This is a genomic window from Flavobacterium ginsengiterrae, assembly GCF_039539785.1.
GTDB classification, from domain to species: Bacteria; Bacteroidota; Bacteroidia; order Flavobacteriales; family Flavobacteriaceae; genus Flavobacterium; species Flavobacterium ginsengiterrae.
The window spans coordinates 1,642,841-1,666,252 of the sequence record NZ_BAABDU010000003.1; the positions used below are offsets into that span (position 1 = coordinate 1,642,841).

A 23,412-nucleotide genomic window follows, 5' to 3' on the forward strand; every position below is an offset into this window, starting at 1 on the left:
AAAATAAAAATGTTATATAAAAGAAGCAGCCAGCTTTTTGCTGAAGCAGAAAAAGTAATTCCAGGAGGAGTAAATTCACCAGTTCGCGCTTTCAAAGCAGTAGGAGGAACTCCAATTTTTGTAAAAAGTGCCAAAGGTGCTTATTTGTACGATGAAGATGGAAATAAATTAATCGACTATATTAACTCTTGGGGGCCAATGGTTTTAGGTCACGCATATCAGCCTGTGGTTGATGCCGTAATCGAAAAAGCAAAATTAGGAACTTCATTTGGTATGCCGACAGAATTGGAAACTGAAATTGCTGCTTTGGCCGTTTCTATGGTTCCGAATATTGATAAAATTCGTTTTGTAAACTCAGGTACAGAAGCTTGTATGAGTGCGATTCGTCTAGCTCGTGGATTTACAAAAAGAGATAAAATTATCAAATTCGCGGGTTGTTACCACGGACATTCAGATTCATTTTTGATTCAGGCAGGAAGTGGGGCAGTAACTTTTGGTTCGCCGAATAGTCCAGGAGTTACAGAAGGAACTGCAAAAGATACTTTGCTGGCAAAATACAATGATTTAGAAAATGTAAAAACGCTTGTTGAAGCTAATAAAGGCGAAATTGCTGCGATTATTATAGAAGCTGTTGCCGGAAATATGGGCTGTATTGTGCCAAAAGAAGGCTTCTTGCAAGGTTTAAGAGATTTGTGTACTGCAAACGGAATCTTATTGATTTTTGATGAGGTAATGACAGGTTTCCGTTTAGCTCGCGGTGGTGTTCAGGAATTATATGGAATTGATGCTGATATCGTGACTTTCGGAAAAGTTATTGGTGGTGGACTTCCAGTTGGAGCTTTTGCTGCGAGAGAGGAAATCATGAATCATTTAGCGCCACTTGGACCTGTTTACCAAGCAGGAACATTATCTGGAAATCCGTTAGCAATGGCAGCTGGATTGGCAATGTTAAAAGCATTGGATAATGACAGAGAAATCTTTACTCGTTTAGAAGAAAAAACAGCTTATTTAGAAGCAGGAATTGATAGAGTTTTAAAAGCAAATAATGTTGTTTTTACAATCAATAGAGTGGGTTCTATGATTTCTGTTCACTTTGATGCAAATCCAGTTACGGACTTTCAAACTGCAGCAAAAGGTGATAATGAAACGTTTAAAAAATTCTTCCACGGATTATTGCAGGAAGGTGTTTATATTGCGCCTTCAGCATACGAAACATGGTTTATTACAGATGCTTTGACTTATGAAGATTTAGATTTTACCATTAATGCGATCGATAAAGTTTCGAAAACATTCTAATAACAAAAAAGAGGCTTTAAGCCTCTTTTTTTATTTTTTATCTTTTTTGTATTCTTTCATTTTCTCTTTTCGTTCTTTTTGAATCGCAGTCCATTTTTTGTATTGATCTGCATTTAGAATCGATTTCATTTTTTTGTCATAAGCCTTGTGATCTTCTTCCATTTGTTTTTTCATGGCTTTTTTGTCAGCTTCAGTTGGCTGTACACCAGAATCTCTTCGGCTTTTTTTAAGCATTTCTATTTTTGTACTTCTTTCAGATAAAAGTTCGCCAACTTGTTTTTGCTGATCTGCATTTAAGTTTAAGTCAGTTGTTATTTTTTGCAAATGCGCCTGATCTCTTTCTTGCGGTGATTTAAAATGTCCTCTATGACCATCTTTACCTTTGTGGTCTTTATGTTCTTTTTTTAGGGCCGTCCATTTTGTGTATTGATCAGCGTTTAAAATCGATTTCATTTTAGCATCATTAGCTTCTTTGTCAGCTTTCATTTGTTTTTTAAAAGCTTCTTTTTCTTCAGCAGTTGGTTTTGTTTTGTTGTCTTTTCGGGCATCTCTAAACTTTTCTGCTTTCGCGCTTCTTTCTGCTAAAAGCTGTTTTACCTGCTCTTGTTGTTTGGCGTCTAAGTTTAAATCAGAAGTTAATTTTTGCAGATGTTTCTCATTGCGTTGCTCCGGAGTTAATTTTTCTCGTTGATCACGTTGCGGCTTCTGATTGATGTCTTGTGCAAAACTTACTATTCCAACGAATAATAAAGCTGCGATAAATACTTTTTTCATTTTTCGTTTTTTTAAAGGTTATAGCAATTAGACTTCAGCAGATTTATTAAGTTTAATGAGATTGTCAGATTTATCTTTTATTTAACAGAAAGTCTTAAATTTTTAAATTTTAATTTATGTCTTATACTGTTGTTGTTATGCCTTATCTGGGCTAATTTTAAGTAAGAAGTGATTTAGATTTGTGTATCTAATAATAGTTGTAAAAATGGGATTAAGAAAAATAATTATAGGAGAAAATGTTTTTTTGTATAGTAAGCAAGCAGGAGTGAATCCAGCAACAAAGGAGGGATTAATAGTTATTAAAATATTTTTAAGTGGTTTTAAACAAACACCATTATTGATAAACTTTTTAACTTGGGATGATCCTATGATCGGTTATCCTTTAAATGCTGGATTCCCGATTCTCAATACATTAACTGGAGAAAAAGAGATTATTAATCTGAATCGACCAAAATATATTAAAGAATGCATTTTGTATGGGCAAAAAGCAGGATGGACTGGTGATAATAAATTAGAACCGCTTGACGGATTAAAAATGTTTTCAGATTTTGGGTATGATATTTCTGTTCTGATTCCAAAGAATAAATAAAAAAAAGAGGCTTTAACGGCCTCTTTTTCTAAAGTATTTTAGTTTTTATCTTTTCGATATTCTCTTATTCTATCTTTAGCTTTTTCCTTGTTTTCTTCCTGAATAGATTTCCATTTTGTATATTGGTCAGCATTCAAAATAGATTTCATTTTAGCATCGTTGGCTTCTTTTTCAGCTTTTAATTCATTTTTAAAAGCTTCTCTTTCTGCAGCAGTTGGTTTGGTGTTATTATCTTTTTTTGCTGCTCTTTCTTCTCTAAATTTTTCTGCTTTTGCGCTTCTGTCAGCTAATAATTGTTTAACCTGAGTTTGTTGATTAGCATCAAGATTTAATTCAGAAGTCAGTTTTTGTAACTGCTTTTCATTGCGTTGTTCCGGAGTTAGTCTCTCTCTTTGTTCGCGTGCAGGTTTTTGATTTGTTTCTTGTGCAAAGCCTGCTATTCCAACAAATAACAGAGCTGCGATACATAATTTTTTCATGATTTGTTTTTTTAAGGTTATAGAGGTTAGACTATATTAAACTGAATTGGTTTAAAAGAGTGTAAGAATTGTAGTTTTTTAAATAAATTAAACCATTAATCGGCTTATAATGTTATTATTATGCCGTATTGTGGAATTCTTAAAATTATATTGTCTTTAGATTTGTTTAATTTCATTAAATAAAATATTGATGGCTGGACCAAAGAAACAATTTGAATCAAAGGTGATTTATTCCTAATCCAATTTTTCGAAAATTTTTAGAAACTTGAGGATTGATTTATATTTAAAATGTCTAATTTTTTCTCATTTAAATGCAAAACCTTTTGTAGAAAAGTTGGTGTGATCCTAATTTTTTGCTGGCGATAAAAATCCTTCAAAAATTATATTAAATAACATAAAAAAATAAACCGTTTTAATGATAAAGTTTTTTAATTGTGAAAAGCCGATTTCGGAAATAGAATTTGCTCAGATTGAAGAGGTGTTAAATTTTAAATTTCCTAAAGAATTTAGAGAACATTATTTACAATATAATGGAGGAGAGCCAGAAAAAACATTTTGGAAAAATGATAAATTGAGTTTTGAAATAAGCGATTTTATTTCAATTCTTTTTAACAAAGAATTCCGTAATGATCCCTCTTTTTCTCTTCCAGGCAGAGTAATTGAAGAGTGGGAAAATAATGAGGTTCCCTCTATACTAATTCCTTTTGCAATGAATTGGGAAGGAAATTATGTCTGTATTAATATTTCTGACAGTAAAATTTATTTTTTTGATCGTGATGAAGAAGAATTTAATCCAGTTTTGATTGAAGAATCTTTTGGTGATTTTATAAACTCTCTTGAAGAAAGTAAATCTGAAGAAATTGAAAATAGAAAAATTGTGGAGCATACATTCTGGGGTCAGGTCGAACAAGACTGGGCGGGAATTTCTGCAGAAAAACTTTTAAAATTACCCGATTTTACGAGTGATGAAATTACAATCTTTTTAGGAGAAGAATTTGATGATGAAGGAGAAGAGATTGATGAACTTCCAACAAAAAGAGAATTAGATAGTTTTGAAAAAACTTTAAAGAGTTTTCTGGATAATCTAGATGAGATTTTAATTGAAATAAAAAGTAAGGCATTTGATAGATATAAAAAAATCTATGCAAAATATTATGAAGATTCTGGACTGTCAGGAAAAGAACCTCTTAACATTCATACTGTAGATGAACATTTTGAATACATGAGGGATTTGAAGTATGTGAGAATTTTAAAGAAGAATACTATACAAATTCTAATTAATTATGATTTAGATAATGAACATGGTTTGGAGATTAAACTGAAAAATAATAAAGTCGTTTGTCTTGGAGGTATAGCGGAGACATAAACAGCAATTGAATAAGGACATTCATCATGATTTTGCCATTCTAAAAATTAAATTGAATAATGTTTGTATTAAAAAATGAACTAGAAAAAAGATATCCTGAACTTTTAGATATAAATAAGGAATTTATAAAAAATGGTAATAATGATTTTTTGATTTTAGAAAATCGAGAATTTAAAAATCAAAAACAAATGACCTTTGATATTGGTCCCGGAATTCCATGGGATAAAAATATATATAATCCATTTCCAAAACTAAAATTAACCAATATAGAAATTGCTGATTGTACTTTTTCAAATTGCAAAGTGATAAGCTTGTTTGCCATAAGATCTGGAGTATCTGTAAAAAATTTGCTGCTTGATAACGTAAAATGTTCAGATGTTTTAACAATAAGTACAGGGGCTTTATTAGATAATTTGGTTATAAAAGGTAAAGCGGGATTATGGATCAAACCGGATTCTTATGCGAAAACTGAATTTGAAAAAATAGAATATAACCGACACATTTCTAATTGGATTTCAAATGAACAAGAAAAAATTGATTGTATGTTGAATATTCTCGAATTAGATTCTGATGATGTCGAAATATTAGGAATCCCGATACATAAAATTGCGTACAATCCCGAAAGATACCTGCCTATTTATAGCGAATGGAATGATATAATTGATTGGAATTCATCACGAGTTTCTCCATTATTAAAAATTTGCATAAAAAGATTAAAGACTTTTGATGTTCCGTATGGATTAATTAGTATTCCGAGTAAAAAACATAAACACTATTTCCAAGAGATGGAAGGTTTTAATTATTTGAAGGAAGTTGGTTTGATAGAATAAAAAATGATGCAGAGGTTTGTTGTTTAATTGATATATATGGTAAGTTAATAAATTTCATAGTAGAATTTAATATATGGTATTTAAGAAAAAAGAATTGATAGATCGCTGGTACAATGATCAATATCTTGAAATGATTAAAAAAGAAATTGAGACTATCAAAAATGGAAATAAAATTATTGAAAATGTTGATTTAACTGGAATTGTTATTGGTCCATCTGCGGTCATGGCAATTAAAGATTTGAATTTCTATAAAGTAAATTTCCTTAATGTAGACTTATCTCATTGTGAAATAAGCGGCAGTATTAATAATGCTTATTTAAATAATGTGAACTTTTTTAAAGCAAAATTAGACAGGTCGACAATGTTTAAAGCAGAAATATTAAACTGTAATTTTTCTTATTCTAAAATAATTGTAAATATGGATGATGCAGTGTGTGAAGATTGCAATTTTGCATCTGTTCAATTTAATGCTGGTACTTTGGGATTAGAATATGGAGGCAGAAGAGTAAAGTTTAAGAATTGTAATTTTACTAATGCTATTTTTAATAGAGTTGAATTTAGAGCTTCAAAATTTATCAATTGCAATTTTGAAAACACAAAATTCATAAACTGTGATTTTAGAGGCGTAAAACTTGAAGGATTAAATAGTCCACATTCTTCTCAATTTGAAAAAATGGATATACCTGAATGGGCTACGGTGTAAGAATTAAAAAATGACAGATAAGGAAATAGAATTATACAAACTGGAAATTGAGGAACTAACAGAGCTTTTAAAAACAGAATGGCTAGATTTAAGGGAGACTTTGAAAAATGCTGAATTTGAAGTTGAAAACATTTTATTGATAGCATATTGTGAAGACGATAATAATGGTGAACATGGAATTCTTTTTACAAAGGAAAAAAGGGTAATTGAATTTGAAATTCATGATACGAAATTATCCTTAAAAGATATTTCAGATAATGAGAACCTTAAAAGCGAAATTCCACAAGTTGCAGTTGCGATGGATTTTTTTGATGATCTAATTTAGAATTTGAAACAAGCTCATCATATCCATTTAAAATTTATTTCTTAATTTTAAGTAGTACTTATTCAAAATCAAATTCTATGAACATTGCTAGTAATAAAATAGCCTTCTTTTCGACTCAGCCTTATGACAAAGCTTTCTTTAATAAATACAACGCTGATTTTGGTTTTGCATTAGATTTTTTCGAAACACAATTAAATCCGCAGACTGTCGCTTTAATTGAAGAATGTGAGATTGTCTGCGTCTTTGTAAATGATATTGTAAACGAAACGGTTATTAAACAATTGGCAGAAAAAAAGGTAAAAATTATTGCACTTCGCTGTGCCGGTTTTAATAATGTTGATCTTGAAGCGGCTAAAAAGTATAATTTAAAAGTGTGCCGTGTTCCGGCTTATTCGCCGCAAGCTGTTGCAGAACATGCAATGGCTATGATTTTAACTTTAAACCGAAAAACACATAAAGCGTATAATCGTGTTCGTGAACAAAATTTTTCTTTAAACGGATTATTAGGTTTTGATTTATTTGGAAAAACAATCGGAATTATTGGAACAGGAAATATTGGTAAAGCATTCTCTAAGATAGCTTTAGGTTTTGGTTGTAAAGTTTTGGCTTATGATATTGTTACGAACGATGAAATGATTAAAGACGGCGTTTCGTTTGTTGGCTTAGAAGAAATTTTTAAATCAAGTGATATTATTTCGCTTCATTGTCCGCTGAACGATCAAACGAAACATGTAATCAATAAAACTTCGCTGACATTTATGAAAGACAGCGTTATGATAATCAATACCAGCCGCGGTGGATTAATAGAAACAGCATCGGTTATTGAAGGTTTGAAAGAAGGAAAAATTGGCTATCTCGGAATTGATGTTTATGAACAGGAAGAAAAACTGTTTTTCAGAGATCTTTCAGAAGATATTATCCAGGATGATAATATTCAGCGTTTAATGAGTTTTCCTAATGTTTTGGTTACCGCTCATCAGGCGTTTTTTACGAATGAAGCTTTAACTCAAATTGCTCTTGTGACATTTAATAATATAAAGTCTTTATTGACTCAAAATGACATTGAAAACAAAGCAGCTTTATTAGTCTAGAAAATTTAAAAACCACGATTATGAAAAATATAACTTTAGTTCTAATCGGAATTTTGGTGTTGAACGGATGCCAAAGCAAAAACGATTCAAAAAACATTGTAAAAACAATTGTTCAAGATACGTTATCGAAAACACTTGGCGGAACGGCGAATTTGAGTAATGCTGTATCAAAAGATGATAAAGCGGTTCAATTGATTAAAAAACAGTTAAAAGTTTTATTGAAAAACGATCTTAAAGTAATGTCTAAAGAAGAGTGCTATTTTTATTATGAAGCTTTTGATTTAAACAACGATCAGAAAGATGAATATTTTGTTGGTTTCTCTAATTCATATTTCTGCGGAAGCGGAGGCTGTTCCGGTTTTATTTTAAATAACGACGGAAGTTTAATTAGTAAATTCTCGGTAACTGATTTTCCAATTTATGTTACAACTTCGTCAACAGAAAAGTTTTATGATCTTTTAATGAAAAGCGGCGGTTTATTTCATTTGGTAAAAATGAAAAACGGAAAATATCCTTCAAATCCATCTATAGAAGAGAAATGGAATGGTGAAGTTCCGAAAGAAAGTACAAAAGTGCTTGATATTTATGATAAGAAAATGGAGAAGTATTCGTTTTAATTTAAAGACAAAAATAAACCCGACAAGTTTTAAAACCTGTCGGGTTGAAAATATTGTAAAATCCAGTTTTGGAATTTAGAATTTTCTAAATTGGAATTTAAAATTTTTATCCTACCAATTCAACAAACTTAAACTCGCCTTCAACAGCAACTTTAGTTAAACCGTGTTTAGATAAATTTTTCATAGAAGCATCCCATTTTTTTCCGCTTAAGTTAGCAGCAACTTTTAACTGAGATAAATCCATTTTGTTTTCATTTCCTTTCAAAAGAGTAATAATAACTTTCTCTTCTTCAGTTAATTCAATTTGCGCTTGTTTTTTCTCCGGACGCATTTGCGGGAACAATAAAACTTCCTGAATAGAAGCATTATTTGTTAAATACATAATCAAACGATCCATTCCAATTCCCATTCCAGAAGTTGGAGGCATTCCGTATTCAAGCGCTCTTAAGAAATCTTCGTCGATAATTCCATTTGCTTCATCATCACCTTTTTCAGAAAGACGCATCTGATCTTCAAAACGCTCTCTTTGGTCAATTGGGTCGTTTAACTCAGAATAAGCATTTGCGATTTCTTTACCACAAACCATTAATTCAAAACGTTCCGTTAAATCTGGATTATCACGGTGCTCTTTACAAAGCGGTGACATTTCTTTTGGATAATCAGTAATGAAAGTCGGCTGAATATAATTTCCTTCACATTTTGCTCCAAAAATCTCATCAATTAATTTTCCTTTACCCATTGTTTCGTCAACCTCGATTCCCATTCCACGAGCTGCTTCAAACAATTCCTGTTCTGTTTTTCCAGAAATATCAAAACCAGTAAAATGTTTGATAGAATCTGTCATTGTTACACGTGCATAAGGCGCTTTAAAATTGATTTTGTGCTCGCCAAAAGTTACTTCGCTGGTTCCGTTTACTGCAATTGCACAATGCTCTAATAAGCCTTCTGCAAATTCCATCATCCAGTTGTAGTCTTTGTAAGCAACATATATTTCCATTGCGGTAAATTCAGGATTATGCGTTCTGTCCATTCCTTCATTACGGAAGTTTTTAGAGAACTCATAAACACCTTCAAATCCGCCAACAATTAATCTTTTTAAATACAATTCGTTTGCAATACGCATGTAAAGCGGAATATCAAGCGAATTATGATGTGTGATAAAAGGTCTTGCCGAAGCTCCCCCTGGAATTGACTGCAAAACAGGAGTTTCTACTTCAATATAACCGGCGTCGTTAAAATAACCACGCATAGCGTTAAACAACTTTGTACGTTTAAGGAAAGTTTCTTTAACGTGTTGATTTACTGTTAAATCTACATAACGCATTCTGTAACGTAATTCAGCATCGTTAAAAGCATCGTGTACATTTCCTTCTTCGTCAATTTTTGGCAATGGTAACGGACGTAATGTTTTGCTTAAGAAAGTAAAACCAGTTGCGCGAATACATTGTGCACCAACCTGAGTTGTAAACAATTCACCTTCAATACCAATAAAATCACCTAAATCAGTTAATTTTTTAAATACCTGGTTGTATAGAGTTTTATCGTCACCTTCGCACAAAACATCACGGTTTACGTATAATTGAATACGTCCTTCGCTGTCCTGTAATTCAGCAAAACAAGCTTTACCCTGATCACGAACACTCATTAAACGTCCTGCAACGATAACCTTCTTACCTTCTTCAAAAGTTTCCTTTATCTGCTTTGATGTATGATCTACAGGAAAAAGATTTGCCGGATAAGGGTTGATCCCCAAGTTGCGTAAGTTTTGAAGTTTTTCTCTTCTAATGATTTCTTGTTCTGATAATGCCATTTGTGCTCTGTTTTTTAAGTGTGCAAAGATAAAAAAAAGAATGCAGACTTTAGAATCCAGATTTTAGATTTTTTGCAGCAGCAATTTATTGGGTTTCAATAACGTTTAGTCCCGCTATTCATTTCAATCTTTTATGCCAAACCATGGCATAAAAGGATTTCCATTTTTATCGGGGCTAGACCAGAAATTTTTGTTTTCAAAAGATACTTACGGCAAAAAAACTGTAAGAAATCAACTAAAAAACTTAGTATCTTAGCTTCTCAAAACCTTAGTCTCTAAAAAAAATAAAATGAAATACATACCAATTTTTCTATTTCTGATTTGCTTTACCGGCTGTGAGATTACCGAAACTATCACGATTAATCCAGACGGAAGCGGTGTTATAGATATGAAACAACATCGGGAAGAAAACAGTTACATGAGACTCGCTGGTGAAGAATATACTAAAGAAAATGTTTTTAAAGATACAACGTATGTTTTTAAAGACTACATCAATAAATACAACGAAAATTTTAAAAAATATCAGGCGGAGGAACAACAGTTATTTCAAAAATATGCTAATGTAAAAGTGCATACAAAAAGAAGTTCTTTTGAAAAAGAATATAAAACTGAGTTTGAACTTCATTTTAATGCAGTTTCTGAAATTCCGGATTTATACAAAACAGAAGATTATGCTTCAGATATTCAGCATAATTATTCATTAAAAGCTGAAGACCATTATTTTAGAATCGATTATAATTTTGACGGGAAAATTTTCAATCGTAAAGTTGTAATCATAAATGAAAAAGAATTAGAAAAGGCAAAAAAGCAGTCTAATGAATTTAATAGTAGATACGGTTCTTTAAAATTGACACAATCGTATATTTTGAATTATCATTTTCCAGGAAATATAAAATCAGTTTCTAATTCAAAAGCATTAATTGGTCCTGATAAAAAATCTTTAACCTTAGAATTTCAGCTCGCAGACTGTTTACGAGATCCGGAAAGCACAAATTTACAAGTAACTTTAGAGTAAAAAAGTGTACTGATTTTAGTAAACACAACAACTTAAAACCTCAGAAATGAGTATCTGAAAAAATAGAAATACTCTTCGTATATTTGATAAAAAATTATAAGACGATGAAATTATATAAATTACTGGTTTTTTCTTTTCTAATTGCAACATTAACAAGCTGTACTTTTACCGAAAATATAACAATCAATGATAACGGAACCGGAAAATTCTCTGTAGATATGGACGGATCTGCTTTAATGGAAATGGCGGGCGACCAGATTGGAAGTCAAATGGGAGCCGATGCCAAAAAAGAAATCGATTCAACTTTTACTTTTAAGCAGTTGTTTGAAGAGAAAAAAGACAGTATTGCCAAATTGTCTCCAGAAACACAAAAGGAGATAAAAAAACTGGAAAATTTTGTCGTGCACACCAAAATGAGTTCTGAGAAAAAAGAGTTTTTAATGACTCTGGCGACCGATTTTAAAAATGTAAACGAAATGCAGGATGTTTTGCAAACCCTTAGCATGCTTCAAAAACTTGAAGGCGGAGCAGCGCCGGCATCACCACTTGGCAGTGGTTTTGGAAACAATAACAGCAAATTAAGCTACAGTTACGACGGAAAGAAATTTATTAGAAAAGCTGTTATTGACAGTCAAAAAAAGGAAGAAAATGCAAAAGATGCGGATGGGGTAGATATGTCTAAAATGATGTTTGCCTCATCGACTTATATTGTAAAATATAATTTCCCCAAAAAGATAAAAAAAGTATCAAATCCAAACGCTTTATTCAGCGACGATCGAAAATCAATTACAATTCAATACCCTTTCACGGATTATATGGAGAATCCTGACAAACTGAACTTTGACGTTGAGTTTGAAAAATAAATACAATGAATAAAAAAATTCAACTTCAAGAACTGGGAAACAGAGATTATAAATCGACTTGGGAATATCAGGAAGAACTTTTTAAGGATATTGTCGATTTAAAAATCAAAAACAGAAGAGAAGAACTGGACTTGCCAACACCTAATTATTTATTATTTGTTGAACATCCGCATGTATACACTTTAGGCAAAAGCGGTGATTTAGAAAACTTATTATTAAACGAAAAACAGCTCGAAGCAAAAGGAGCAACTTTCTATAAAATTAATCGAGGTGGTGATATAACCTACCATGGTCCCGGACAAATTGTTGGATATCCAATTCTGGATTTAGAAAATTTCTTTACCGATATTCATAAATACCTTCGTCTGCTTGAAGAATCTATGATTTTGACTTTAGCAGAATATGGTTTAGAATCGGGCAGAAGTGAAGGCGAAACAGGAGTTTGGCTGGGAGCTGGAACTCCGTTTGCACGTAAAATATGTGCCATGGGAGTTCGTGCCTCACGCTGGGTTACCATGCATGGATTTGCCTTAAATGTAAATGTCGATTTAGGTTATTTTGATAATATAATTCCGTGTGGCATTCGCGGTAAAGGCGTTACTTCATTAAATGTCGAACTTGGCGTAGAAAGAGTAGATGAAGACGAAGTAAAGTCTAAAATCATAAAACATTTTACGAATTTGTTTGAGGCTGAATTTGTATAAAATTCATGTCAGCAATGGCTCAAGCTAAAATAAATAACAAACAAAGACTTATCAAACGATAAGTCTTTGTTTGTTATTCGAAGAAATTAAGTTCAAGCTGTTCAGGTAAAAGCCTAAAGCTCATTCTATGATATTTTGTGGTGCCGTATTTTTTAATGGCTTCACGATGTTCTTTAGTTGGATATCCTTTGTTTTGTTTCCAATTGTACATAGGGAATTCTTCATGAATTTGATCCATATATTCATCGCGATAGGTTTTTGCCAATATGGATGCAGCAGCAATGCTGAGATATTTACCATCGCCTTTAATAATGCTTTGGTTTGGAATAGACTTTAATAATTCGATTTCTGCCGTAGTAAATTGTTTCCCAAAAGTGTTTTTTAATCCCAATTTTGCATTTAAAGATCGATTTCCGTCAACAATAATGTACTCCGGAATATGCTTTAATTTCAAAATACATTCCTGCATTCCTTTCATAGAAGCATTCAATATGTTTATTTCGTCAATTTCATCTGGAAATAAATGAGTAACCGAAAAACAAAGAGCCTGTTCTTCAATTACCGGTTTTAAAAGTGTCCTTGCTTTTTCAGACAGTTGTTTACTGTCGTTTAGGATTTTATTTTCAAACTCACTGGGTAAAATTACCGCAGCTGCGGTAACAGGCCCCGCTAAACATCCGCGTCCAGCTTCATCAGTTCCTGTTTCTAAAGTAAAACCCGAATAATTAAGTTGCAGCATTTCGATTTTTTTTGAAGCACAAATATTATATTTTTTTTCTAAAAACCATTAAAAACCTGCGGGTAATAAAATTGAATAAACCTTTTTAATTTAATTAAAATTGGTTTAAAATTTCAATAATTTAACTATTGATAAATGATATTTTTTTAGTTTATGTGAAAAATCAGGGTTTAGTATAAAATAGTTAAAACATTATTTTTAGCAAAAACATAAGAATTTAAGCTTTCTATTTACTCTATAAGTAAGAAAAGTATTTAATTTTTAACATTTCAAAATTTGTTTTGTAAGAAATTAAATTCATTTTTGTCGCGTTATTAACTTAAAATAATTTTAAAATGCGATTAAAATTTACATTTCTTTTAACATTATTAATGTTGTTCTGTCTGCAGTTTTCTTTTGCACAGGAAAGAACAATATCTGGTGTTGTTACAGATGGAGGTGGAGCGGTTCCCGGAGTCAATGTAATTGTAAAAGGAACTAAAAACAGTGCACAAACCGACTTGGATGGTAAATATGTACTAAAGGCGAAAATAGGTGATGTTTTGGTTTTTTCTTATATGGGAATGCAGGATTTTGTTGCCACAGTTGGAAGCAGTTCTGTTATAAATGCGAAAATGCAGGAAGATGGAAAAGAATTACAAGAGGTTGTAGTTGTTGCATTTGGTACACAAAAAAAACAAGAAATCACTGGAGCAGTATCTAAAATTGATTCAAAAATGTTAGAAACTACCCAAGCTTCTAATGCAGTTCAGTCTTTGACAGGAAAGGTTGCTGGTGTGCAAATTAGTGCAAGTTCAGGACAGCCTGGAGATCCTCCACAAGTACGATTTAGAGGTATTGGTTCGATTTCGTCATCAAATACTCCTTTATACGTAGTAGATGGAATACCATTTAATGGAGATATAAATTCGATAGCAACCCAAGATATTGAATCAATAAGTTTTTTAAAAGATGCCTCATCTAATGCCTTGTATGGTAGTAGAGGTGCAAATGGAGTAATCATAGTTACTACTAAAAAAGGAAAAAAAGGACAATTGACAGTTACCTATGAAACTAAAATTGGTGTTAATTCACGATCTGTTCCTGAGTATGATATGATTAAAAATCCAGGAGACTATTATAAAGTAGTATATAATAGAATTAGAAATGGATTGATTTATCAGGGACAAACTCCTGCAAATGCTTCAAACATAGCTTCTCAGAATTTGATACAAGGTGATACCTACTCTTTAGGATATAATAATTATAATGTAGCAAACACTCAGGTTATTAATCCATTAACAGGAGAAATCAATGCAGATGCTAAACTTTTATATAATGATAATTGGTCAAAAGCATTATTTAGAGATGCAATCAGACAAGAACAATATTTAAGTCTTTCAAGCAGTACTGATAACCTTAACTCATACTTATCTATTGGTTACTTATCAGATGATGGTTATACAATTAATTCAAATTTTGAGCGCGTAACATTAAGAGCTAATGTAGATTACAGTGTTTCTAGTAAGGTAAAAGTGGGAGCGAATGTAAACTATGCACATTCTAATCAAAATGCTCCAATTTCAAATACATCATCTTCAACTTATAGTAATTTATTTAATTGGGCACGAAGTATAGCGCCTATATATCCTATTTGGCAAAGAGATGTTAATGGTAATATGATTTATAACGAAAATGGTACTAAGTCTTATGATTTTAATCAACAAGGAGATAGACCTTATGGCTCAAATTTAAATCCTTATGCGACGACATTATTAAATACAAAATTAAATGAAGAAAACAAGTTTGGAACAAGAGCTTATGTTTCTATTGATTTCTTAAAAGATTTTAATTTTAGATATAATATTGGATATGATTTATTATCTGGTTACTATTTAACAAGCACAACTGGTGAAGGTGGGGATGACATGGGCGTTAATGGAAGAATAGGCACAGCTACTAAAAATGAATATACATTAACAAACCAGCAGTTAGTGTCTTGGAAAAAAACTTTTGGAGAACATTCATTTGATTTGTTAGTTGGACATGAATCATCTGATTTTACTTCAAAAATGTTAGCAGGTCAAAAAAGTAACATTGTAATAGCTGATTTACCTATTATTAGTAATGCCACAAAATATGGATACTTAGATGGTTACAATGATTTATATAAAGTGGAAGGTTACTTTTCTAGATTAAATTATAATTATAAAAATAAATATTTTGTAAATGGTAGTTTTAGAAGAGATGGTTCATCTGTCTTTGCACCAGAAAACAGATGGGGTAATTTTTACGGTTTTGGTGCATCATGGTCTGTCGCAAAAGAATCTTTCTTTCCTAAAAACAGCTGGATTACTGATTTAAGAATTAAAGGAAGTTATGGAGAGCAAGGAAATGATAATATACTATATCCAGTAACATCACAAATTAGTCATCGTAGTTATTTTGGTAGTTTGAGAAATTACTATGCATATGAAACACAATATGAAATAGTTCCAGATTCAGAAGGTAACGCAAGTGTTTTAAATGTTTTTGAAGCAGATAAAAGCGTAAAGTGGGAAAAATCTAAAAACTTAAATATTGGATTCGATATTAACTTATTTGATAGAATCTCTCTTGAAGCTGAATATTTTGAAAGAAATGTCAGTGATTTGATATATAATTTTCCAATCGCATTATCAACAGGAACTTCATTTGTTTCAAAAAACATTGGGGATATGGGAAATAAAGGTATTGAGATTAATTTAGGAATTGATATTGTTAAAAATAAGAATGTTGATTTTAATATCTGGGCAAATGCAACAAGTTACAAAAATAAAATCTCGTCTTTACCTAAAGCATTTACAGATGGCATTTATCGCTTTGAGGTTGGTGCACCTGCTTATTCATACTTTTTGAGAGAGTTTGCTGGAGTAGATAAAACAAATGGAGATGCATTATGGTATAAAGATGAAAAAGATGCAGAAGGAAATTTAACGGGTAATAAAGTAACTACGAATGTTTATGGAGATGCTGGGACATATTTAAGTAAAAAGAATGCTAATCCAGATGTTTATGGAGGTTTTGGAACAATCTTTAGATTTAAAAATGTAACATTTCAAGCCGGTTTTGCTTATCAGTTTGGAGGCTATATGTATGATGGAGTCTATCAATCAGCAATGTATTCAGGGTCAGACAATGTAGGTCAAAATTATCATAAGGATGTAACAAAAGCATGGACAATTGATAATCCTAATTCAGGAATACCAAGAATTGATCATATTTCAAGTTTTCAAATGGCAAATTCAGATTATTTCTTAATAAAATCTGATTATATAAGTCTTCAAGATGTTTCTATAGCCTATAATTTTACTGATGCTTGGCTTAGAGATTTAGGCATTCAATCTACGAAATTTACTTTAATGGGATCAAATTTAGCATTATGGTCTGAAAGAAAAGGTATGGACCCAAGATTGAATAGATTAGGGGAAAGAGTAAACAATGGACAATCGTTAAATGTGTACGGTGTAATGAAAAGCGTTTCATTTGGATTAACAGTAAATTTTTAAAACATGAAAAAAATAGTAATAGCAATTGTATTCTTATTCGCTCTTACAGGCTGTGATAAGGAGTTTTTAGATACAGTGCCAGAATCAACAATTAATAAGGAACAATTAGCAACATCAGCTTCAGCTAATCAGGCTATTGTAAGTGGTATTTATGCCGCATTACGATCTTATGGACTAGCTATTGGAAGTAATCATGAAGATTATGGACATAAATCTGTATTAGCTGCAATGGATATGATGTCTAATGATATGTTAATGACAAAATCCAGCTGGTATCAGTCATTTTATACATATATTGGAAGACAGCAGACGAATTCAAGGTCTAGATTAGTTTGGAATACTTATTATCCTCAAATAAAATCTACAAATATTGTTTTGGGAGGTATTCCATCGAACACTACTGATGAAAAATTGAAGTCAATTAGAGGGCAGGCGTTAGCATTAAGAGCATACTTTTATTTTATGCTTGCACGTACTTACGGACCAACTTATGTTAATAATGAAAATAAATTATGCGTCCCAATCTATACAGAGCCAACATTAGAAGGTAAGGCAAGATCTACTGTAAGTGAGGTTTATGATTTGATAGAGAATGATTTAAATGAATCTATTGAATTATTAGAATCGTATAAACGTTTAAATAATGATTCTGTAGATAAAACGGTTGCACAAGCTTTTTTGGCAGATGTGTATTTGGAAATGGGAAAATATGCAGATGCTGCAAATATGGCTCATTTGGCAAGACAAGATTATACCTTGCTTAATGAAACAGAATGGATGAATGGCTTCTATATTACAAAGTCAAACGAAACAATGTGGGGAGCAACGTTAAATTCTTCAATTAGTACTTTTGTTGCGAATTTCTTTGGACATTTTGATAATACTAATCCATCAGGATATGCTGGAGGTATGGGGATTTATAAAAACATAGATAAAAATTTATACAATAGTATTTCGGAAACTGACTTTAGAAAGAAAGCTTTTGTTTCACCATCAGGAAATACAACTTATCCATCTTTACCTGCTTATGCAAATATAAAATTTAGAGATCCAACTATAGATGCGGGAAGTTATATTTATTTAAGATCTTCTGAAATGTATTATATCGAAGCAGAAGCGCTTGCCAGATCTGGAAATGAAGCTGCTGCAAAGCAAGTATTATATGAGATTACTGTGACTAGAGATCCTGCTTATGTATCATCCACAAATTCAGGTTCGGCGTTAATAAATGAAATAATTCTTCAAAAAAGAATTGAATTGTGGGGTGAAGGTTGTGCCTGGTATGACATGAAGCGTTTAGGAATTGGTCTGTCAAGAAATTATCCTGACACAAATCATCCTGCTTTCGGGAGATTTGATATTCCGGCTGGAGACAATAAATTTATCTTCCAGATTCCGCAAGCTGAAATTGATGCTAATCCATTAATAGTTCAAAATCCATTGTAACTATAATTTTATAATTTCGTGTTAAACTGCCCAAAATGTTGGGCAGTTTTTTTTTATTTAGCATTAAAAACTTCTCAATACTAACAATTTGTTTTTTTTCGTTTATACGGTTTTATCTTTTACCTTTGCTCAACAAATTTTGCCGAAATAATTTTATATAACGCTATCAAATGAGAATATTCATTTTTCTATATCTATTAGTTATACCAAGTTTATTGTTTTCTCAAGAAAAAACTACTTCAAAAGGTAGTTTAGACATGAATACTAAATATTCAAGTATAACAGACACTGTTAAAAAGAAAAAGGCAAAAATAGCTAAGATTGAGCAGTATCTAATTGTTACTCTTGAACACGATACAATCCATGCCGATACTTCACTGACTATAAAAAGTGCTTACAAACAAAATCATCTTAGAAAAGATCTTTTTGGACTTTTAGAGTTTCCAAATATCGGACAGCCTTTAAATATTTTACAATATAGTTTAACCAGCTATTCGCCATATCCCGAAATTGGTTTTAGTGCCAAGCATTATAATTATCTGCAGGCAGATGATATACGATATTATTCGGCACCAACGCCTTTAACAGAATTGTTTTTTAATACAACCATAAATAAAGGACAGAATGTTGATTCATTCATTACCTTAAATACATCTAAAAATCTTAATTTTTCAATTGCTTACAGAGGACTGCGTTCAGAAGGAGATTATATCAATCAGCTTGTAAGTGCAGGAAATTTTAGATTTACTACAAGTTATATTACAACAGACAAGCGATATTCGTTAAATGCACACTATACATATCAAGATAATTCAAACGAAGAAAATGGAGGTATTACAACACCAACAGATTTTGAAAGTGGTGATCCTGATTTTAAAAATCGTCAGCGTTTGCAGGTATATTTAACAGATGCAAAATCATTTTTAAAAGGAAGACGTATATTTTTTGACCATGCTTTTAGAATAAATCCTAAAGACGGAAGCAATAACTTATATATAAATCATCAGCTTAATTACGAAAATAAGTTTTTTGAATACAATCAGGCTACAGTTCTTTCTGCTGTTGATGGAATAGCTGAGCCAGTGCAGCGTTTCGGAGAATCTTATGTAACAAGCGGTATAAATGATCAGACTCATTTTGAGAGGCTTTACAACAAAGTGGGAGCGGCTTATGAAAATTCTCTTTTGGGTAAATTCAATTTCTTTGTTGATGATTACCGATCAAACTATAAGTACAACAGAATCTTGATTGACAGTTCTGGAAATGTTATACCTGACAATTTATTTTTACAGATTAATAATTTTGGCGGACAATATGAATATCAAAAAAATAAATGGAATGGACGATTTTTGTACACCAGATCTATCACAAACCAATCATTATCAGATCTAGATGCTAAACTGCGTTATGATTTAAATGAGAAAATCCAATTTGATTTTAGATACAGAAATATTAACAAACTGCCTAATAATAATTATAACTTATATCAAAGCAGTTATGTAGAATACAATTGGTCTAATAATTTCAAAAATGAAAAAATAAATTCATTAGGAGCAAACGTTTCTACGCCGTGGGTAAATGCAGAAGTTCAATATACAACCTTAAAAGATCATTTGTATTTTGTAGATCAGGCAACTCCGGAACAAATGGCAGTTAGAACGCAAATAGTAAAACCGGCTCAATATGGAAACGTAATTAACTATTTAGAAATTAAAGCCAATAAAGAATTTAAATTTGGAAAATTTGCTTTAGACAATACACTATTATATCAAAAAGTAGATCAGTCAGATTTAATTTTAAATGTTCCTGATTTTGTAACCAGAAATACGATTTATTATACAAACTATTTTTTCAAGAAAGCACTGTTTACGCAAAGCGGTATCGTGTTTAACTATTTTACAAAATATTACGGAAATAGTTACAACCCTGTTATTGGAGAATTTTTTGTTCAAAACACAAAAGAAATTGGTAATTATGCCACATTCGATGTCTTTATAAACGCTCGAATTCGCCAGACACGTTTTTACTTAAAGGCAGAACATTTAAATGCTTTGTTTTCAGGCAGCAATTATTATTCGGCACCAGATAATCCGTATCGTGATTTCGTGATTAGATTTGGTTTGGTTTGGAATTTCTTCCAATAAAAACCAGAATAATTTATTTTTTAAATACCACATAAAACTTAAATAAAATGGACTTTTCAAATAATATTTTAGAAACAATTGGTAACACGCCATTGGTAAAACTCAACAAAATTGTTGCTGAAATTGATGCATTAGTATTGGCAAAAGTCGAAACATTTAATCCGGGAAACTCTGTAAAAGACAGAATGGCCGTGAAAATGATTGAAGATGCTGAGGCTGACGGCCGACTTAAACCTGGAGGAACTATAATTGAAGGTACTTCTGGAAATACCGGAATGGGACTGGCTCTTGTAGCAATCGTAAAAGGTTACAAATTAATCTGTGTAATATCAGATAAACAGTCTAAAGAAAAAATGGACATACTTCGTGCTGTTGGAGCAAAAGTTGTCGTTTGCCCTACAGATGTTGAACCTACAGATGCTCGTTCGTATTACTCGGTTTCTAAGCGTTTAGCCGAAGAAACGCCAAATTCTTGGTATGTAAACCAATATGATAATATGTCAAATTCATTGGCGCATTATGAGCAGACGGGACCAGAAATCTGGAAACAAACTGATGGAAAAATTACCCATTTTGTTGTGGGTGTTGGAACTGGAGGTACTATTTCTGGAGTTGGAAAATACCTAAAAGAGAAAAATCCAAACATTAAAATTTGGGGAATTGATACATATGGTTCAGTCTTTAAAAAATACCACGAAACTGGAATTTTTGATGAAAACGAAATTTACTCGTACATAACAGAAGGTATTGGAGAAGATATTTTACCTAAAAATGTTGATTTTTCATTAATAGACGGCTTTACTAAAGTAACCGATAAAGATGCGGCAGTATACACAAGAAAAATTGCTCTTGAAGAAGCTATTTTTGTTGGAAATTCAGCTGGAGCTTGTATCAAAGGTCTGCTTCAGTTAAAAGAACATTTTAAACCAGATGATGTTGTGGTAGTTTTATTTCACGATTCAGGAAGCCGTTATGTAGGTAAAATGTTTAATGATGACTGGATGCGTGAGCGCGGATTCCTTGAAGAAAATGTTACCAAAGCAGAAGATGTTATAAAAGATCATATTGACAAAGAGCTGATTGTTGTGCGTACTGAAGAATTGGTTTCGCACGCTATTGAGCGTATGCGTAAATACAAAATTTCGCAGATTCCGGTTGTTGATATTAATGGTTTTGTAGGTTCTGTAGATGAAACAGATTTGTTTAGAAGTTATGTTGCTGATAAAAATGTAGCCGAAAAACCAATTAAAGAAGTAATGGGAAAACCTTTTCCAATTGTAAAAATGGGAACACCAATCGAAGAAGTATCAAAACTTTTTACTAAAGAAAATGATGCAGTTTTAGTTGATTTAGGAAACGGAAACCATCACATTATTACAAAATATGATATTATTGGTTCTATAAAATAAACCTTGAAATATATAAAAGCTTAAATCCGCAAATCAGATTATTTAAATCAGGTTTGTGGATTTTTTTATTTCTAAAAATAATTTGTAGGAATAGTATTAATTTTATTATTTTTAAATTGTAATAAACAATTTGAAAATGAAAGAAGATTTTCTTCATTATATATGGAAACTCAGGAAGTTTGACAACCTGAATTTAAAGACTGCACAAAATGAATCTGTCACCATTATAAAAACAGGTGACTATTTAGAACTTGCCGGACCTGATTTTTTTAACGCTCACATAAAAATTGGAGATCAAAAATGGGCTGGAAATGTAGAAATTCATTTAAAATCATCTGACTGGTATTTACACAACCATGAAAAAGATCCGGCTTATGAAAATGTTATTCTGCATGTAGTTTGGGAAAACGATACAGCCATTTTTAGAGAAGATAATACCGAGATTCCAGTTTTGATCCTTAAAAATTATGTGTCGCCTGAAATGGTCGAAAATTATTATAAACTTCTTTCGCCCAAAACATGGATTTCCTGTGAAAAACAAATACAGGAAATTGAAGAATTTGTTTTTAAAAACTGGCAGGAAAGATTGTTTTTAGAACGATTAGAACGTAAATCAGCATTTGTTTACGAATTATTAGAAGAAACCAATCAGGATTGGGAAGCTGTTTTATTTTGCCTTCTGGCGAAGAATTTTGGTTTAAATACAAACGGAAATTCTTTTTTGCAGATAGCCAAATCACTGCCTTTTTCAATTATTAGAAAAGAAAGTTTTGAGGCTGAAAGTCTCGAAGCTTTGCTTTTGGGAACAGCAGGCTTGTTAGATGCAGAAAAAGAAGATATTTATTTTAAAGACCTAAAGTTTAAATATTTTTTTCTGCTTCATAAATATCAATTAGAAAAAACTCATGTAGATCCGGTTTCGTTTTTTAAGCTTCGTCCGGATAATTTTCCAACAATAAGGCTTTCTCAGCTTGCGGGATTATATCATAAACATCAAAATCTTTTTTCTAAAATAATTGCTTTAAAATCAGTTAAAAACGTTTACGAGCTTATGAATGTTTCTTCTGCCGACTATTGGCAGAACCATTATCAGTTCGATAAAGAGAGCCCGAAGAAAGCGAAGATATTATCAAAATCATTTTTAGATTTAGTAATTATTAATAGTATAATACCCATTCAGTTTGCTTATTCAAGTACAATAGGAGAGTCTGTTATAGAAGATTTAATTGAGTTTATGAATGACGTTGCTCCAGAAAAAAATGCAGTTGTAGAAAAGTTCAATTTATACGGAATAAAATCAAAAAATGCATTTGAAAGCCAGTCTTTGTTAGAGTTGAAAAACGAATACTGCAATAATAAATCCTGTTTAAAATGTGCCATTGGACTTGAATTACTAAAAAGCAATTAGATAATTTGTACTTTTGTAATCTCAAGCAATCAGAAATCTAAAATAAAGATGTCAGCAATTTTAAAACTTAAATTCTTTTTCGAAAAATACGGTTTCCACGTTTCGTCAAGACTGGCCGATAAACTAGGAATGCGTGTAACAAGCGTGCGATTGTTTTTTATTTACATATCGTTTGTTACTGCAGGTTTAGGATTTGGGGTTTATTTAACTCTTGCCTTTTGGATTAGATTGAAAGATTTAATTCGTGCCAAAAGAACTTCAGTATTTGATTTATAAA

21 protein-coding genes are annotated in these 23,412 nt (G+C 31.6%); 17 read left to right on the forward strand and 4 right to left on the reverse strand.

Features of this window, described 5'->3' with window-relative positions; translation table 11 throughout:
• Positions 1-9 precede the first annotated feature (9 nt).
• Positions 10-1,296: a glutamate-1-semialdehyde 2,1-aminomutase gene (gene hemL / locus ABD859_RS10060; RefSeq protein ID WP_345143666.1), complete on the forward strand. Its 1,287-nt coding sequence runs from the start codon at positions 10-12 to the stop codon at positions 1,294-1,296.
• 30 nt (positions 1,297-1,326) lie between these two features.
• Here the strand turns inward: hemL and ABD859_RS10065 are convergent, their stop codons facing one another.
• Positions 1,327-2,070, reverse strand: a complete 744-nt coding sequence (locus tag ABD859_RS10065; protein ID WP_345143669.1) for a hypothetical protein — start codon at positions 2,068-2,070, stop codon at positions 1,327-1,329.
• Between the two features lie 205 nt (positions 2,071-2,275).
• Between ABD859_RS10065 and ABD859_RS10070 the strand changes: the two genes are divergently transcribed.
• Positions 2,276-2,659, forward strand: a complete 384-nt coding sequence (locus ABD859_RS10070; RefSeq protein WP_345143672.1) for a hypothetical protein — start codon at positions 2,276-2,278, stop codon at positions 2,657-2,659.
• A gap of 38 nt (positions 2,660-2,697) precedes the next feature.
• Here the strand turns inward: ABD859_RS10070 and ABD859_RS10075 are convergent, their stop codons facing one another.
• Positions 2,698-3,138: a hypothetical protein gene (locus tag ABD859_RS10075; RefSeq protein ID WP_345143675.1), complete on the reverse strand. Its 441-nt coding sequence runs from the start codon at positions 3,136-3,138 to the stop codon at positions 2,698-2,700.
• 415 nt (positions 3,139-3,553) lie between these two features.
• Between ABD859_RS10075 and ABD859_RS10080 the strand changes: the two genes are divergently transcribed.
• From ABD859_RS10080 to ABD859_RS10105, 6 genes are all read left to right on the forward strand, one after another.
• A complete protein-coding gene (locus ABD859_RS10080) occupies positions 3,554-4,504 on the forward strand; it encodes an SMI1/KNR4 family protein (RefSeq protein ID WP_345143678.1) in 951 nt (316 codons plus the stop codon).
• Positions 4,505-4,563: 59 nt separating this feature from the next.
• Positions 4,564-5,334, forward strand: a complete 771-nt coding sequence (locus tag ABD859_RS10085; RefSeq protein WP_345143680.1) for a hypothetical protein — start codon at positions 4,564-4,566, stop codon at positions 5,332-5,334.
• Positions 5,335-5,407: 73 nt separating this feature from the next.
• Positions 5,408-6,037 (forward strand): pentapeptide repeat-containing protein, encoded by a 630-nt coding sequence (locus ABD859_RS10090; RefSeq protein WP_345143682.1) that lies wholly within the window; start codon positions 5,408-5,410, stop codon positions 6,035-6,037.
• Between the two features lie 10 nt (positions 6,038-6,047).
• A complete protein-coding gene (locus tag ABD859_RS10095) occupies positions 6,048-6,362 on the forward strand; it encodes a hypothetical protein (protein ID WP_345143684.1) in 315 nt (104 codons plus the stop codon).
• 77 nt (positions 6,363-6,439) lie between these two features.
• Complete coding sequence (locus tag ABD859_RS10100; RefSeq protein WP_345143686.1) at positions 6,440-7,453, forward strand: 2-hydroxyacid dehydrogenase; 1,014 nt, start codon at positions 6,440-6,442, stop codon at positions 7,451-7,453.
• A gap of 20 nt (positions 7,454-7,473) precedes the next feature.
• Positions 7,474-8,070 carry a hypothetical protein gene (locus ABD859_RS10105; RefSeq protein WP_345143689.1) on the forward strand — a complete coding sequence of 199 codons (597 nt, stop codon included), beginning with the start codon at positions 7,474-7,476 and terminating at the stop codon, positions 8,068-8,070.
• A 106-nt stretch (positions 8,071-8,176) separates the two neighbouring features.
• Here the strand turns inward: ABD859_RS10105 and lysS are convergent, their stop codons facing one another.
• Complete coding sequence (lysS, locus tag ABD859_RS10110) at positions 8,177-9,880, reverse strand: lysine--tRNA ligase (RefSeq protein ID WP_345143692.1); 1,704 nt, start codon at positions 9,878-9,880, stop codon at positions 8,177-8,179.
• 289 nt (positions 9,881-10,169) lie between these two features.
• Here lysS and ABD859_RS10115 point away from each other — a divergent pair, with 289 nt between their 5' ends.
• From ABD859_RS10115 to lipB, 3 genes are all read left to right on the forward strand, one after another.
• Positions 10,170-10,895 carry a hypothetical protein gene (locus tag ABD859_RS10115; RefSeq protein WP_345143695.1) on the forward strand — a complete coding sequence of 242 codons (726 nt, stop codon included), beginning with the start codon at positions 10,170-10,172 and terminating at the stop codon, positions 10,893-10,895.
• 104 nt (positions 10,896-10,999) lie between these two features.
• Complete coding sequence (locus ABD859_RS10120; RefSeq protein WP_345143698.1) at positions 11,000-11,758, forward strand: hypothetical protein; 759 nt, start codon at positions 11,000-11,002, stop codon at positions 11,756-11,758.
• A gap of 5 nt (positions 11,759-11,763) precedes the next feature.
• On the forward strand, positions 11,764-12,462 hold the full coding sequence (gene lipB / locus ABD859_RS10125; protein ID WP_345143701.1) for a lipoyl(octanoyl) transferase LipB: 699 nt from the start codon (positions 11,764-11,766) through the stop codon (positions 12,460-12,462).
• Positions 12,463-12,535: 73 nt separating this feature from the next.
• Here lipB and ABD859_RS10130 read toward each other — a convergent pair whose 3' ends face one another.
• A complete protein-coding gene (locus tag ABD859_RS10130) occupies positions 12,536-13,201 on the reverse strand; it encodes a ribonuclease HII (RefSeq protein WP_345143703.1) in 666 nt (221 codons plus the stop codon).
• 371 nt (positions 13,202-13,572) lie between these two features.
• Between ABD859_RS10130 and ABD859_RS10135 the strand changes: the two genes are divergently transcribed.
• From ABD859_RS10135 to ABD859_RS10160, 6 genes are all read left to right on the forward strand, one after another.
• On the forward strand, positions 13,573-16,728 hold the full coding sequence (locus ABD859_RS10135; RefSeq protein WP_345143706.1) for a SusC/RagA family TonB-linked outer membrane protein: 3,156 nt from the start codon (positions 13,573-13,575) through the stop codon (positions 16,726-16,728).
• A 3-nt stretch (positions 16,729-16,731) separates the two neighbouring features.
• Positions 16,732-18,174 (forward strand): RagB/SusD family nutrient uptake outer membrane protein, encoded by a 1,443-nt coding sequence (locus ABD859_RS10140; protein ID WP_345143709.1) that lies wholly within the window; start codon positions 16,732-16,734, stop codon positions 18,172-18,174.
• 170 nt (positions 18,175-18,344) lie between these two features.
• A complete protein-coding gene (locus tag ABD859_RS10145; protein ID WP_345143712.1) occupies positions 18,345-20,318 on the forward strand; it encodes a putative porin in 1,974 nt (657 codons plus the stop codon).
• 47 nt (positions 20,319-20,365) lie between these two features.
• Complete coding sequence (locus ABD859_RS10150) at positions 20,366-21,727, forward strand: pyridoxal-phosphate dependent enzyme (RefSeq protein WP_345143717.1); 1,362 nt, start codon at positions 20,366-20,368, stop codon at positions 21,725-21,727.
• Positions 21,728-21,863: 136 nt separating this feature from the next.
• Positions 21,864-23,135 carry a DUF2851 family protein gene (locus tag ABD859_RS10155; protein WP_345143720.1) on the forward strand — a complete coding sequence of 424 codons (1,272 nt, stop codon included), beginning with the start codon at positions 21,864-21,866 and terminating at the stop codon, positions 23,133-23,135.
• Between the two features lie 48 nt (positions 23,136-23,183).
• Positions 23,184-23,411, forward strand: coding sequence for a PspC family transcriptional regulator (locus ABD859_RS10160; protein WP_007810860.1), 228 nt, complete (start codon positions 23,184-23,186; stop codon positions 23,409-23,411).
• Position 23,412 lies beyond the last annotated feature (1 nt).